Raw genomic sequence first — 14,887 nt, 5'->3', positions numbered from 1 at the left:
AGTGACGTATGACAAAGCCCAACGAAAGTACACACAAAGACCCTATCCATCAAAATGCATTTGCAAAACTATTACCTAGTGGTGCGTATTACATTGACGTTGAAGCTGCAGTAAATTCAGTGCAGCAAGGCGCCTACGAATCTTTGCCTTACACCTCTCGAATTCTTGCCGAGCAGTTGGTTAGAAATTGCCCCGAAGCAGAATGGAAAGCAGGTCTAGCCCAAATCGCCAGTGGCGCTCAGCAGCAGGACTTTGCATGGTATCCGGCTCGCGTTGTTTGCCATGACATTCTTGGACAAACAGCTCTTGTTGACCTAGCCGGTTTACGTGATGCTATCGCAGACCAAGGGGGCGATCCTGCGCGTGTGAACCCAGTCGTAGAGACGCAACTTATTGTTGACCATTCGTTAGCGGTTGAGCACGGTGGTGACGATCCCGAAGCCTTTGAGAAAAACCGCGCCATTGAAGACCGACGTAATGCCGATCGATTCCATTTCATCGAGTGGTGTAAAACAGCGTTCGAAAACGTGAGTGTTATTCCTGCGGGCAATGGCATCATGCATCAGATTAACCTCGAGAAAATGTCACCAGTGATCCAGTTTAAGCACGGTGTTGCCTATCCGGATACTTGCGTAGGAACCGACAGCCATACCCCCCACGTAGACGCGTTAGGTGTGATTGCGCTTGGGGTGGGCGGTTTGGAAGCTGAAACCGTTATGTTGGGTCGCCCTTCAATGATGCGTCTTCCCGATATTATCGGCGTTAACTTAACCGGAAAGCGTCAACCTGGGATCACCGCAACGGATATCGTATTAGCTCTGACTGAGTTTTTGCGTAATCAACAGGTTGTTTCTAGCTACTTAGAGTTTTTTGGCGAGGGAGCGGCAAACCTGACCATTGGCGATCGCGCAACTATCTCTAACATGACCCCAGAATATGGGGCATCTGCAGGTCTTTTCTACATTGATCAGCAGACCATTGATTACCTAAAACTCACCGGTCGAGAGCCTGCGCAAGTGGCGTTAGTTGAAGAGTATGCCAAAACGGTTGGGTTGTGGGCTGATAGCCTCACTAAAGCCAAATATCCTCGGGTATTGGAGTTCGACTTGTCGAGTGTCGAGCGAAACCTTGCAGGGCCGTCGAATCCACATCGCCGGTTGCCAACGGCTAAGCTGTCCGAGCGAGGCATTGCTAAAGCGTACAACACGGACGGCGACGCAATGCCAGACGGCGCAGTGATTATTGCAGCCATCACTTCGTGTACCAACACCAGTAATCCACGCAACTTGGTTGCTGCGGGACTTGTGGCTAAAAAGGCCAATCAACTAGGGCTGGTTAAAAAATCTTGGGTGAAGTCGTCGTTTGCTCCGGGCTCTAAAGTGGCCAAACTCTATCTGGAGAAAGCCGGTTTGCTGCCTGAACTTGAAAAGCTTGGATTTGGTATCGTGGCGTACGCATGTACCACCTGTAACGGTATGAGTGGGGCGTTGGACCCAGCAATACAGCAAGAAATCGTAGACAACGATCTGTACACAACCGCTGTACTCTCTGGAAATCGTAATTTTGATGGTCGTATTCATCCCCATGCTAAGCAAGCATTTTTGGCGTCACCACCGCTGGTTGTCGCCTACGCACTGGCGGGCTCAATTCGCTTTGACATCGAAAAAGACGTATTGGGCATAGACGCAAATGGCAATGACATCCTACTTAGCGACTTATGGCCAACCGATGAAGAGATCGATGCGGTTGTCAGTGAACATGTTAAAGCCGAACAGTTTAATCAGATTTATGTGCAAATGTTTCAACAAGACGAGCATCAGCAAGCAACTAGCCCTCTGTATGACTGGCGCGCACAAAGCACTTATATTCGCAGGCCGCCATATTGGGAAGGAGTACTGGCGAAGCCGCGAACAATGCGCGCGATGCGACCACTAGCCATTTTGGGCGACAACATTACGACCGACCATTTATCACCGTCAAATGCGATCTTGGCGAGCAGTGCTGCGGGCGAGTATTTGGCGAAAATGGGATTGCCGGAAGAAGATTTTAACTCCTATGCCACCCACCGAGGCGATCACCTCACTGCGCAACGAGCGACTCTCGCAAACCCCAAATTGCTTAACGAAATGGTGAATGAAAACGGCGAGGTGGTGCAGGGCTCGCTGGCTCGAATAGAGCCTGAGGGTAAAGTCACTCGTATGTGGGAAGCCATTGAACATTATATGGTTCGTGAGCAACCTCTGATCGTGATTGCTGGAAAAGATTATGGGCAAGGATCGTCCCGTGACTGGGCAGCGAAAGGGGTACGACTCGCTGGCGTCGAAGTCATTGTTGCTGAAGGCTTTGAACGTATCCACCGAACCAATCTTGTTGGAATGGGTGTTCTGCCGCTGCAATTTGAGGCAGGTGTTGATAGGCACACTTTAGCGTTAGATGGCACCGAAACCTTTGATATAGAAGGGCAGATTTGCGCTGGAAACGCAATGACACTTCTCATTCATCGTCAAAATGGTGAGCAGCAACGAGTGACTGTTATTTCACGTTTGGATACCGCAGATGAAGTGAAGGTGTATACCGCAGGTGGAGTATTGCAAAGATTCGCACAGGACTTTTTAGCCACCAGTGAAGCGATGGAGCAGGAGGTTGTATGAGTAAACAGATTTCAATTTCTGCAACCTACATGCGTGGTGGCACCAGTAAAGGGGTGCTATTTCGACTCGACGACTTACCGATCGAAGCGCAAGTACCGGGCCCTGTTCGCGATGCGTTGCTCATGCGTGTGATCGGCAGCCCCGATCCATATTCTAAGCAGATTGATGGATTGGGTGGGGCGACGTCCAGCACCAGTAAAGTCGCTATCGTCTCTAAAAGTGATCGCGACGATCATCAGGTTGATTACCTGTTTGGTCAGGTTTCTATCGATGGTGGCAGCGTGAAAGGTGGCTTTATTGATTGGAGCGGTAACTGTGGCAACCTCACCGCAGCAGTCGGCGCCTTTGCGGTGCACAGCGGCCTGATTGAGCAAGACGTACTGCCTAATAATGGCAAGGCACTGATAAAAATCTGGCAAGCCAACATTGAAAAAACTCTGCAAGTGCATTTGCCAATTTGTGAGGGTGAAGTTCAAGAGCTAGGCGATTTTATGTTGGATGGTGTGGCCTTTCCTGCCGCCGAAATTGCCGTTGATTTTCTTGAGCCAACATCAGGAGTGCTGTTCCCTACAGGCAATGTGATGGACGATTTAGAGGTTCCCGATGTTGGAGTGCTGAGCGCCACGATGATCAACGCAGGGATCCCAACGGTTTTTGTGACCGCGGAAGAAATTGGGTTAACGGGCGTAGAATTACAATCCGACATCAACAGCGACACCGCTCGCCTTGAGCAACTGGAGTCGATACGAGCGCATGCCGCCTTGGCGATGGGCCTCATTACTCATCTCGATGAAGCAAAAATTCGCCAGCACACCCCAAAAGTTGCGTTTGTGTCGAAAGCCAAAGACTACGTAACCTCAAGTGGTACAGAGGTGCATGCAGCGGACATTGATCTTAATGTTAGAGCCCTGTCTATGGGGCAACTTCATCATGCCATGATGGGAACCGCAGCAGTGGCGATTGCCAGTGCTGCGGCCATAGAAGGGACGTTGGTTAATCGTCTCTGCTCTGGGGAAGGCAATCAATCACAGAGCATCACATTTGGACACCCTTCAGGCTGCTTAAAAGTTGGCGCCATCGCATGCAATCCCGATGCAAAGCAAGGTGTCGAACATTGGAAAGTTAAGCAAGCCACCATGAGCCGTAGCGCACGCATTCTTATGCAAGGGGTGGTTAAAGTGCCGCCGAGAGTTTTGCTCGCAGAGTCGGGTGACAATCAGGAAAATTCAGGAGCAAGTCATGTCTAATTACGAAAAACAGTATCAGTGGGCCAGTGAGCAACCCGAAGCGTTTTGGGGTGAGCAGGCCAAAAGTATTGCTTGGTATAAAGCACCGACTAAGATGCTAGAAAACGATGACAATGGCATAGAACGCTGGTTTGTCGATGGCACATTAAACACCGCCTATCTAGCACTGGATTATCACTGTGAGCAAGGGCGCGGCGACAATATCGCCCTCATTTATGACTCACCGGTTACATTAACCAAGCGTCAGTACAGCTACTCTATGTTGCGCGACCAAGTCGCGCAAACCGCAGGTATGTTGGCCAACTTTGGCATCGAGAAGGGCGATCGAGTAGTGATTTATATGCCGATGATCCCTGAAGCCGCCATTGCGATGCTGGCCTGCGCGCGATTAGGTGCCATTCACTCTGTGGTGTTTGGTGGGTTTGCCTCGAACGAGCTTGCTGTGCGCCTTGAAGACGCCGAGCCGAAATTACTATTGACCGCATCTTGCGGAATCGAAATTGATAAGGTGTTGCCTTATAAACCTCTTGTCGATAAAGCGGTGATGGAAAGTCGCTGGAAGCCAGAAAAAGTCTGTGTGCTGCAACGTTCGCAGTGTCCAGCAGAGCTCAATCAAGAGCGCGATGCAGATTGGTTGAGTGAGCTTGAAAAAGCCACACCGCATGACTGCGTCCCTGTTTTAGCGACCGACCCTTTGTATATCCTCTATACCTCAGGAACTACGGGTAAGCCGAAGGGCGTTGTGCGAGACAATGGCGGTCATGCGGTTGCGATGAAATACTCTATGAGCGCCATTTATGATATTCCGCAAAACGGGGTATTTTGGGCCGCCTCCGATGTGGGGTGGGTGGTAGGGCATTCCTACATCGTTTATGCACCTCTCATCCATGGGTGCACCAGCATCATGTTTGAAGGAAAGCCGGTACGAACCCCCGATCCCGGCGCATTTTGGCGAGTTTGCGCCGAGTATCAAGTGGATGCACTGTTTTCTGCGCCAACGGCTTTCAGAGCGATTAAAAAAGAAGATCCACAAGGGAATTTAATTGGCCAGTACGATCTGTCTAAGTTAAAAACCATCTTTATGGCCGGTGAAAGGCTTGACCCACCGACACTAGAGTGGGTAGAGCAACATACCGACAAACCAGTGGTCGATCATTGGTGGCAGACAGAAACGGGTTGGGCCATTGCGGCCAATCCAACAGGTTTAGAAACACTGCCGATTAAGCCTGGCTCGTCCACCAAACCTGTACCGGGTTACCATGTTCAAATACTGGATGAACTGGGTGAGATTGCCCCAGCTAATCAGCAAGGTTATGTAGCCATAAAACGACCACTACCGCCAAGCTGCTTGCCCACAATATGGCGAAATCACGATCGATTTGAATCTGGGTATTTGAGTCAGTTTGAGGGGTACTATGTGTCGGGTGATGGTGGCTGTATCGATGATGACGGTTATCTGTTTATTATGGGGCGTATCGACGATGTAATTAATGTTGCAGGACACCGCTTATCCACCGGTGAAATGGAAGAAATCGTCGGTGCTCACCCCGCCGTTGCCGAGTGTGCCGTGGTCGGTATTCACGATGAGCTTAAAGGTCAACTGCCTATGGGACTTGTGGTGCTTAAAGACGGTGTCGATACCAACGATGAACAGCTCAAAGCGCAATTGATCGCCGAAGTGCGTAATAAAATTGGTGCGGTTGCCTGCTTTAAAGAAGCGCATGTGGTGGACCGATTGCCGAAAACCCGTTCTGGAAAAATCTTGCGCCGCGTGATCAGGCAAATCGCCGATGGTGAGCAGTATGTGGTGCCTTCCACCATTGATGATCCGCAAAGCCTAGGTGAAATAGAGGCAGTGCTGCAAAACGATTAGTGTGGAAAATGGGGTAAAAACTAGTGGGGGTCAGAGTCATTCGACTCTGACCCCCACTAGTTTTTACCCCATTTTTATTGGAATTTCGGATATTCCAATAAAAATTGTCACTATTGGTATTCTGTTGAACGTTCATTAACGCACATTCAATTGGGTACTTCACATGTCAAAAACCACTGTCGTGGCGGATTCAGCATGCTCGACAGGACGTCCAACATTGCAAAGGATCCGCAACGCATTTTTTAGACTGTTTAAAGGTACAGTCATTGTTGGTTCATTCACCCTTATCTCCGTTTTGCTGGGTAAACTTGGCAAGATTCATGGTAAAGACTTACCCGAATCTTATTTTCTAGATGGCTATCCGGTTATTTTGGGATTACTCGATTCCGAAGTGTTCATGGGGATCATTTTTACCATCACACTGTCGATTATCGTCTACGTACTTTATTTGCTTTGGCAACTTCATGAAGTTGCCGTGCACAAAGCGCAGCAAAAGTCTTCAGCCCATACTCAAATCGTTTTCGCTCTTTCTTTGTGCGGACTGTTTATTGACAAAACCTGGTGGGTACTGGCAATCATCATTGCATTTACACGCTGGGACATTATTGGCAACGGGATCGTCAATATTATTCGTAAAGGAACGTCGCAAACAAATGCTACACAACCGAACGCAGGAGAGTAAGCCATGAAAGAGATTATGTTGCCTTACATATTGATTTGCTGGTTGTTAGTGAAAGTGGGATGGGTGCAGTGGACCTTGCGCAATGCCGTGGTGATGGTTGGTACTGGCTGCTTCATTGCTGTCATGCTGTTCACTGCACACCGTTTCTGGTCACCAGCCGATTTAACCGACAGCACTACAGTTAAAGCACCACATGCAGTGTTAAGTCCTTTAATCGGTCAAGAGGTGGAACAAGTATTGGTGACGCATAACCAATACGTTGAAAAGGGTCAGACGATCTACGTATTAAAAACGGAAGATACTGATTCGCAATTGCAAGGTTTAGAGGCTCAAAAACTGGCGGCCGAAGCTGAAATTGTGGCACTGAAGCACCAAATCGAAAATGACGCTAAAACGCTCGATCGCTTATACAAACTGAATGATTTTGCGCAAGAGTCTCAACGAGATGAGATGCGTACCCGCATCGACGCGAATGAAGCCAAAGTGGCAGCGGTATTTGCTCAAATTAAGTCAATAGAAGCGCAAATGGCTAACGCAATTTGGCAGCACGAACGACGCGAAATCAAAGCGCCGTTTGATGGGCAGATTTCGATCGCTAACTTAGCAGAAGGCACACGTGTAGGTAACATGCATGTCTACGACACATCGAAAAAATTTGTAGAAATGCGTATACCGGATCAAACCTTCCGCAACATCGAAATTGGCCAATTTGCGGAGTTCTATGTTGATGCTTACCCGGGAGAAATCTTTCGTGGTCGCGTTCACAGCGTCACAGCAGGCACCGGTGAGGCCAGTGTTTCGGTGATGAGTGGCGAGCAATCGGTACGTCGTCACGTTGGGAATAATGCTGGCAGCCACGGTCGAACCGTTGTGATCGAATTTAACGAGCCAGACGGGTATAACGTGCCTATTGGTTCGACAGGCTCGGGTTGGATTTCGGCAACTAAGCCGCACGAAAACCTTGGCTTTATGGACATAATTGGTGGAGCTACTGTTCGTTTAAAAGCGTACAAAGCTTATTTTTCTGCAGTGTAGGAACTGTTTTATTCATGTTGTGTTTTGGCCCAATTTCATAATGAAATTGGGCCTTTTTTTAAAACTCCATAGTATTAAGTTAATACATTCTAAAACAGTTGGCTCTTGATTATATTTCCTTACGCAATTAAACATTAATCCGTAATTAAAAATTGACAACGATTGAAAAAAATATGATCGAATTTAAAAGCTAAGGCGTAAAACTCCGTGCTATCCAAACAAACAGGAAAGGAATACAGCATGTTGACTAAATTTAAACTGACTATCGCAACGCTTTTTGCCACACTCGTCGTCGCAACTACAGCACACGCTGATCATCACGGCATGAAGAAAGACATTGTTGATGTCGCAGCAGGAAACGAATCGTTTACAACCCTAGTCGCTGCTGTCCAAGCTGCAGATCTAGTGGATACTCTGAAAAGCGACGGGCCCTTCACCGTATTCGCTCCAACTAACGAAGCCTTTGCCAAACTGCCTGAAGGCACTGTAGAAATGTTGCTTCTTCCGGAGAACAAAGACAAGTTAGTCGCTATTTTGACCTATCATGTGGTGAGCGGTAAGGTAATGTCCGCAGATGTAATGAAGATTGATATGGCAACAACCGTTCAAGGTCAAGACGTCAAAGTATCGACGGACAATGGCAAAGTAATGATTAACGATGCAATGGTAATATCTGCAGACATTAAAGCAAGTAACGGTGTTATTCATGTTATTGATACAGTAATTATCCCTGAATAATTACCGGATAACACTACGTTATTAATATATGCCCTGCTTATAGCAATCGTTTTAAATATGACTTGCACGGCGAAAAAATAAACCCCAGTACATTGCTGTGCTGGGGTTTTAAACTTTAATTTGAGCTTGCTCGAAATGATGACATCTAAAGTAACCCGATCTTTTCGATTAGGCGGTGTCTAATTGTTTACACACCTCCTTTTGGACCAAAGGTGGTGCGGGTTCATAGTGACTAAACGTCATCGTAAACGTGCCTTCGCCACCAGTCATTGCTTTAAGTTTTCGAGAGTAATCTTGCAGCTCGTTGAGGGGGGCTTTAGCCGATATTTGAGTTTGGCCATTACTCATACTTTCACTGCCTTCCACTAGGCCGCGATTGCCCGCTAAGTCACCGGTGACATCCCCTACGTTGTGGATGGGTACTTCAAGTGTAAGCTGGATTATCGGTTCAAGAACAATTGGGTTTGCCGCTTCAACCGCCTGCAAAAAGGCTTTTTTCCCGGCAATCACAAAGGCGATCTCTTTCGAATCGACCGAGTGATGTTTACCATCATAGACGGTGACTTCAATATCTTTGATTGGATTGCCTGAAATTGCGCCCTCATCGAGAGCTTGGTTAACGCCTTTCTCCACTGCTGGGATCAGCGCGGTGGGTATTGCGCCACCGACCACCTTATTCACAAACTTAAAGCCAGCACCAGACTCGAGAGGGCGAACTTTAAGTTTAACTTCGCCAAACTGTCCTGCACCGCCACTTTGTTTTTTGTGCCGGTAATGACCTTCTGCGGGTTGGGTAATGGTTTCAAAATACTCCACGCTAGGCTGTGATACATCGACTTCTAGCTTGTAAACAGACGCCATTTTCTCTAATGCAACTTTTAGGTGAAACTCTCCTTGTCCACTCAATAAGGTTTCATTGGTGCGTAGGCGATGCTCTATGGTTAAGGTAGGATCCTCACAAGCGATGCGATTGAGTACTTCGCTGAGTTTTTGTTCGTCACCTCGTTTTTTAGGAGTCACACATAACGAATACATGGAACTCGGAAAATCGAGCGTTTGTAGAACAACACCATCTTCATCGTGGGAATCGTGTACGATGGAATCAAACACTAGATCATCCACTTTCGCTATTACACAAATATCGCCTGCGCGAGCGTGAGCGATTTCAGAACGCTCTTTACCTTGCAGTTGATAGAGGTGGCCAATCTTAAACGCTTTGTTGCTTTCTCCTACATAGAGCTGACTGCCCGCATGCAGGTCTCCTTGGAACACTCTAAGATACGCAAGCTTCCCTAGGTAGGGGTCAACACTGACTTTAAATACATGCGCAACACTGTGCTCTAAGGTCTCGCAATTCACGGGTATCTGTTTGCCGTCTCTTTCTAAAAGGGGAGGGTTGCCTTCATTGGGCATCGGCATAATTTCGCCCAATGTTTTGAGCAGTAATTCGCAACCCGCGCCAGTTTGCGACGACACAAAGCAGATTGGGACAATATGATGAGTTCTCAGAGCCTCTTCAAAAGGGTCGTGCAGTTGCTTAGCCGATAGTGCAGAACCCTGCTCTAGATAAACCTCCATGAGCTCCTCGTCCAACTCAATAACTTGGTCTATGAGCGCTTCATGAACCTCAGCCACGCTTGAAAATTGGGTGTTACGGTTTTCTTGTGGATCAAAATAACAATCAATCACTTCACTGCCATCTTCGCTAGGCATATTTAGCGGTAGGCAGCGTTCACCAAACAAGGCTTGGATCTGATTAAGTAATGGCTCGAGGGTCGCTTGTGCAGTGTCGAGCTTATTTATGATGATCATTTGGCACTTGTCGCGCTGCTTGGCAAATTGAAATAAGCGTTCAGTTGTTTGGTTGAGCGGGGTTTGAGGATCAATGATGAGTGCGGCTGTTTCGACGGCAGGAAACACGCTGAGCGTTCGACCTAAGAGTTCGTTTTGTCCTGGGGTGTCGATGATGTTTAAGCGGTGACCTTCATGGCTTAGCATCACAGGTGTGGCTTCAATGCTGTGATGATAACGTATCGATTGTGGATCAAAATCGGTAACGGTGTCACCTTTGTCAACACTGCCTAAATTCGGTGTTGCGTTGCAGTGATACAGTAATCGTTCAACAAGTGTGGTTTTCCCGACACCGGTCTGACCGGTAAATACAATATTGCGGATCTTATTGATAGGCATAGCAGCCTCCTTGCAATGACTAACTGGTGGGAAGATGAGCGCTAAATGTGGCGATCATCGAAAGTGAGTCTGGGCGGGAAATCCCGCCTACTCGTCTTCCAAGTCATTTTGCGAAACAGGCTTAGCATAGGCGTACTCAATCAGTGTTGAACACCCTATTAGCATGACTAATTTTTGGCTTCGTTGGTGTGATCCTGTCGGCTGTTGCTCTGATTAAAAATTAATCTAAATCAAACAAAAGTGTATTAGCTCTTGGGGAGAGGACTTGTCAAAGAGCTACTTTGAGTTCCCGTGACCTTAAAGCGCAATATGATGCCCATATCGTCGTCATAAAATGGCTCTAATGCCATTGCACCAATACTTTCGATCACGTTTATGGAAGCGATATTGTCTTGCTCAACACTAATGAGGGCATCACCAATGAGGTGGTGGTCAATGACCCAGTTGAGCAATGTCTTAGCCACTCCAAGATTGCGCGCACTTGGTCGGGTTTCATAGCCAATGTGGCCTATGATGTTGTCCACCTGATAGTTGCTACCGCGTCGAACTCGGATCGCACCAAGGATAAAATCGCCGTCCACTGCATAAAAGGTCGCACTTGGAAGAAATCCGCCATTCAGGTAGTCAGGGTTACCTTTATCACGCTCCAACAATCCGTGTATATAAGCACTGGGGTCGTGCCTTGCGTTATGGTACATTCGGAGTCCTGATTGATAACACTCATCGGCATAATCACTCAGTGATTGCGGCTTGATTTGATCAGGTGGAAGTACTTGCATTACCAGACTCTTGGAGATCACAGACCATCAGTTATAGCACTCATCAAAACCTATAATCAATGGTTTAGCGATTAGCGATGAACTATTACCACAAGTTGTCGTATAGTGATTTACAACAGGAAGCGATAAGAACACAAGGACCATTAATGCTGAATATGGATTTTCGAGAGAGGCTTGTCATTGATACACAAGCAGCGAATTGGGTGCAGAGTCCATCAAAGGGCGTGAAGCGCAAGCCGTTAGAGCGAGAAGCCAAAGAGTCCGGCCACACCACGAGCATTGTTGAATATGCACCTGGGTCTAAGTTCGATACGCACCCTCATCCGCTGGGTGAAGAAATCTTGGTGTTAGAGGGAGTATTTTCAGATGAGAATGGTGATTACCCTGCTGGGACCTATTTGCGTAATCCTCCCGGAAGCTCGCATGCGCCTTTTAGTCGAGATGGGTGTGTTATTCTGGTTAAACTGAATCAGTTTAACGCTGACGACAGACTCGAGGTGCGTATCGATACCAAAGTGCAGCCATGGCTAGATGGACTGGGAAACCTCAAAGTGATGCCGCTACACGATTTTGAGCACGAACATGTTGCGCTAGTAAAGTGGCCTAAAGGGGAAAGGTTTCAAGCTCATAGGCACTTTGGTGGTGAAGAAATTTTTGTCGTTTCTGGAGAGTTTATCGACGAGCAGGGACGTTACCCAAAAGGTCATTGGATCAGAAGCCCCCACATGAGTGCTCATACACCCTATGTTGAGCAAGAAACGATTATCTGGGTGAAAACGGGGCACCTGCCATTAAAGAGTCATGGCTAAGAATTCGCTGCCAAGCCACTCGCTTTCGTGAGTGGCTTAACGATCGCGCGGTTAATCTTTATCGATGGATAACCCTTCAGACTCGCGCTTTTTCAGTAAATAGTCTTTTTCTAACAACGCGCTATGTTGTCTCGTCCAGTCAGGTTGGGCAAAACTTAACTCGTCGAGAATGGGATAGCTCGCCGAGCTTAGCACGCTCCATTTCGATGGCTCAACATTGACATCCCATCCATTGCAACCATCAAAGTGACAATCTAAAAGGGGCGTCTGTTCAATATCGCATTGAAGCGACAGGCATTGATGTTGATGCTCAATTTCTAGATAAAGACTCAAGCCTCTTGGTGGATTTTCACAGCTGATAGAGTAACTAAAGCTGTTACCCACCTTTTGATACTTAACAAACAATGCAGACCCCATACCAAAGGGTATTCGAGCATTAAACTCTTGCCATTGTTCTGGGATTTTAGGTCTAAAGATAATGTGGTTTTGGCTCAGTTTAGGGGTAAAACCTAAGTAGTCTTGCTGTGCGTTTCGAGCGTATTCAGAGACAGACCAAGCTTGAGAGTAAGTGCCTGTTTCACTTAGGCGGTTAGGGTCTTTTTGAAACGCGTCTAAGTTTTCACTCATGGTGCCTAAATGGCCCATAGTGAGAATTTGTTTGGCTAAATTTTTACTCAGCTGGTATGCAAGTTCAGTCTGTCTGAACTTTAGAAGAGCACTAATGGTGAATCCCGCATTCCAACCCCAGATAGTACCGTTATGATAAGCGGCATCTTTATGATATTCGTCGCGCCCGTCATGGTAGGGATGAAAATCGTTATGACTCTGCTCTAGAGAGCAAATGCCCCATGGAAACAATAAGCCTTTAACACAGTTTCGCAACATGTGCTGCCCAATATCAGCAGCCAAGAGCGGATTTTGTGGAATGGTCAGTGTCATTAGTTGGTTAGGACGCAAACTGTAATCGGCAAGGTCATTTTCTTCCAGCCTATCTGCCAACTGCTTTGTTTGACCATCCCAAAACTTAGTGTGAAAACTGCGTTTTACTTGCTCGGACAGTGACAGCCAGTGCTGCTGTATGTCGGTTTGCCCGCAAAGCTCAGCTAATTGTGCTCCACAGATCAACGCTTCGTACCATAAAGCCTGAATATCATTTGCTTTTGGTCCTCGAGGGGACCAAGGTACTTGTCCTGCGATTTTTGCGTCCATCCAAGTATCAGGATGTCGATGTTTAAGCAGTTTATCATCGTCCAGATAGTGTGTTTCTACTCCCTCGATAAAACGTTGCATTACAGGGAACATCTTACTGGCAAAGGCCATGTCGCCACTGTAATTAATGTACTCCATGATTTCACGTATCATCCAGGGAGTACCGTCGGTGGTGTTATAAATGATATTGGTTTTACTGGTAACACGGTTGGGGATCCGCCCATGGTTGACCGACTGACTGTCATCCAATTGCATCTGAGCAAAATTCTCTATAATGGCTTTGGCTTCCTCCAACTTACCGTTAATGAGACTTGTGCCAGGTAAAGCAATAAACGTATCTCGGCCCCAGCAATCTTTAAACCACGGCAATCCAGCCCAAATACCTGTACCAAACTCATGACTGACAAACATCCTGCTGGATAGTCGAGCCCACATCACTGCCTGATTGTATTCATCGTCATCGCTCCAAAGATAGTTGGAGACTAAAAAGTCATACTGACTTTGTTGAAAGCCGCGTAAGGCATGTTGAGTTTGTGCCTCTTGAGCTCGTTGAAGCGCAACGTCCCTTTGGTGTTCGAAACAGAGGTAAACAGACAGGCTTTGCGTCGGGTTGACTGTGTGGATTAGTAACGCAACGTTTGATGCCGATAGAGAAGGGGCGAACTCTAGTTTGCCAATGTTTTGTGTCGTCTGTTCTTCAAACCGTGCGCTTTCGCTGGTTGAGATCGCGATGTATTGAGGGCACCCTTCAGGACACACGCTTTTGTCTAAAGAATAAAGTAAAACATCGCCGATGACTTCTACCTTTGAGTGTGCCAATGCAACATTAAGTTCAGGCAGGACGCCCAATTGGGCAGGCTGTGAGCTTTCAACGCTTAAGATGGCCATACGCTGACCTGCAACAATGGAAATACAATCGCGGCTGTCTGTCTTTGAGTAATGATGCTGCAGCCCAAACGCTTGTAGGGTGGCCGCGTGAGCACTGCTCCTGTCGTTGTATTGCCCATTAACTAATGAAGCAAAAGTACCGAGATACCAACCTTGATGATGTCGATAACGACCTCCGTCACTCAAGCTGTGTGTTTTACCTTCATAATAGCCATCGACATTGTCACCAAATACAAAGGGAAAAGTCTCTGTACGTTCGATGGCAATAGCATCAAACAGTGAATCAGCCGCTAATGCGTGTGGTGCCGAGCGCAGTAAGGTCGGCTGGGAGGTAGGTACTGAGACTGTTTTTGATATAAGGCGGCGTGTCGCTTCATCGCCTGTCGTCGCTTTAATGATGGTAAGGCTAGGTTTTTCAGAGAGGGTAACCAATACTTGGAATCGCTGGGTTTCTGGGGGTATAAAACAGAGATCATTACCAATGCCCTGACTGGCAATGAGCGGCTGAGCTTGGTCGACAGTTAGTGTGGTACGTTGTGTTGGGTGCGCCGTTAATGTCCACTCATCACTGCCATCGTGGTCGGTGATTTTGAACTGATGTTCATCGGCGGAGAGCACGATTTCCGCTTCTAATTGTCCGTTACCGTTCTGCGTGAGTGGCGTGTCTAGCCCCCACCCGTTGAACGTACCTTTTACATACAAAACAGGTTGATTGGTCATTGCTTTATTGGAATCTGAAAACGTTAGCGCAATTTTTATCAAAGCTTTGGCAAGAGTGTTAGTGTT

At 47.3% G+C, this 14,887-nt stretch carries 10 protein-coding genes; 7 read left to right on the top strand and 3 right to left on the bottom strand.

The window, feature by feature from the left end; translation table 11 throughout:
• The first annotated feature begins 8 nt into the window (after nucleotides 1-8).
• The 6 genes from acnD to JQC93_RS11740 all read left to right on the top strand — a co-directional run bounded on the left by acnD (nucleotide 9) and on the right by JQC93_RS11740 (nucleotide 8,226).
• Entirely contained in the window at nucleotides 9-2,651 is a 2,643-nt protein-coding gene (gene acnD / locus JQC93_RS11765) for a Fe/S-dependent 2-methylisocitrate dehydratase AcnD (protein ID WP_205158635.1), read from the top strand.
• Complete coding sequence (prpF, locus tag JQC93_RS11760) at nucleotides 2,648-3,898, top strand: 2-methylaconitate cis-trans isomerase PrpF (protein ID WP_205158634.1); 1,251 nt, start codon at nucleotides 2,648-2,650, stop codon at nucleotides 3,896-3,898. The genes acnD and prpF overlap by 4 nt, the downstream gene beginning before the upstream one ends.
• A complete protein-coding gene (locus JQC93_RS11755; protein ID WP_205158633.1) occupies nucleotides 3,891-5,771 on the top strand; it encodes a propionyl-CoA synthetase in 1,881 nt (626 codons plus the stop codon). The genes prpF and JQC93_RS11755 overlap by 8 nt, the downstream gene beginning before the upstream one ends.
• A 163-nt stretch (nucleotides 5,772-5,934) precedes the next feature.
• On the top strand, nucleotides 5,935-6,453 hold the full coding sequence (locus tag JQC93_RS11750; protein WP_205158632.1) for a magnesium transporter: 519 nt from the start codon (nucleotides 5,935-5,937) through the stop codon (nucleotides 6,451-6,453).
• A 3-nt stretch (nucleotides 6,454-6,456) separates the two neighbouring features.
• On the top strand, nucleotides 6,457-7,488 hold the full coding sequence (locus JQC93_RS11745) for an HlyD family secretion protein (protein WP_205158631.1): 1,032 nt from the start codon (nucleotides 6,457-6,459) through the stop codon (nucleotides 7,486-7,488).
• Nucleotides 7,489-7,728: 240 nt separating this feature from the next.
• Complete coding sequence (locus tag JQC93_RS11740) at nucleotides 7,729-8,226, top strand: fasciclin domain-containing protein (protein WP_205158630.1); 498 nt, start codon at nucleotides 7,729-7,731, stop codon at nucleotides 8,224-8,226.
• A 168-nt stretch (nucleotides 8,227-8,394) separates the two neighbouring features.
• Here the strand turns inward: JQC93_RS11740 and fusA are convergent, their stop codons facing one another.
• Nucleotides 8,395-10,416, bottom strand: a complete 2,022-nt coding sequence (fusA, locus tag JQC93_RS11735; protein WP_205158629.1) for an elongation factor G — start codon at nucleotides 10,414-10,416, stop codon at nucleotides 8,395-8,397.
• 245 nt (nucleotides 10,417-10,661) lie between these two features.
• On the bottom strand, nucleotides 10,662-11,195 hold the full coding sequence (locus tag JQC93_RS11730; RefSeq protein ID WP_205158628.1) for a GNAT family N-acetyltransferase: 534 nt from the start codon (nucleotides 11,193-11,195) through the stop codon (nucleotides 10,662-10,664).
• 146 nt (nucleotides 11,196-11,341) lie between these two features.
• On the opposite strand from JQC93_RS11730, the gene JQC93_RS11725 reads away from it, so the two are divergent.
• Nucleotides 11,342-12,004: a cupin domain-containing protein gene (locus JQC93_RS11725; protein WP_205158627.1), complete on the top strand. Its 663-nt coding sequence runs from the start codon at nucleotides 11,342-11,344 to the stop codon at nucleotides 12,002-12,004.
• A gap of 51 nt (nucleotides 12,005-12,055) precedes the next feature.
• Here the strand turns inward: JQC93_RS11725 and JQC93_RS11720 are convergent, their stop codons facing one another.
• Nucleotides 12,056-14,821 (bottom strand): amylo-alpha-1,6-glucosidase, encoded by a 2,766-nt coding sequence (locus tag JQC93_RS11720; protein WP_205158815.1) that lies wholly within the window; start codon nucleotides 14,819-14,821, stop codon nucleotides 12,056-12,058.
• Nucleotides 14,822-14,887 lie beyond the last annotated feature (66 nt).

Source organism: Vibrio ulleungensis (genome assembly GCF_016900875.1).
GTDB lineage: Bacteria > Pseudomonadota > Gammaproteobacteria > Enterobacterales > Vibrionaceae > Vibrio > Vibrio ulleungensis.
This window is presented reverse-complemented; position numbering and strand designations above follow the sequence as displayed.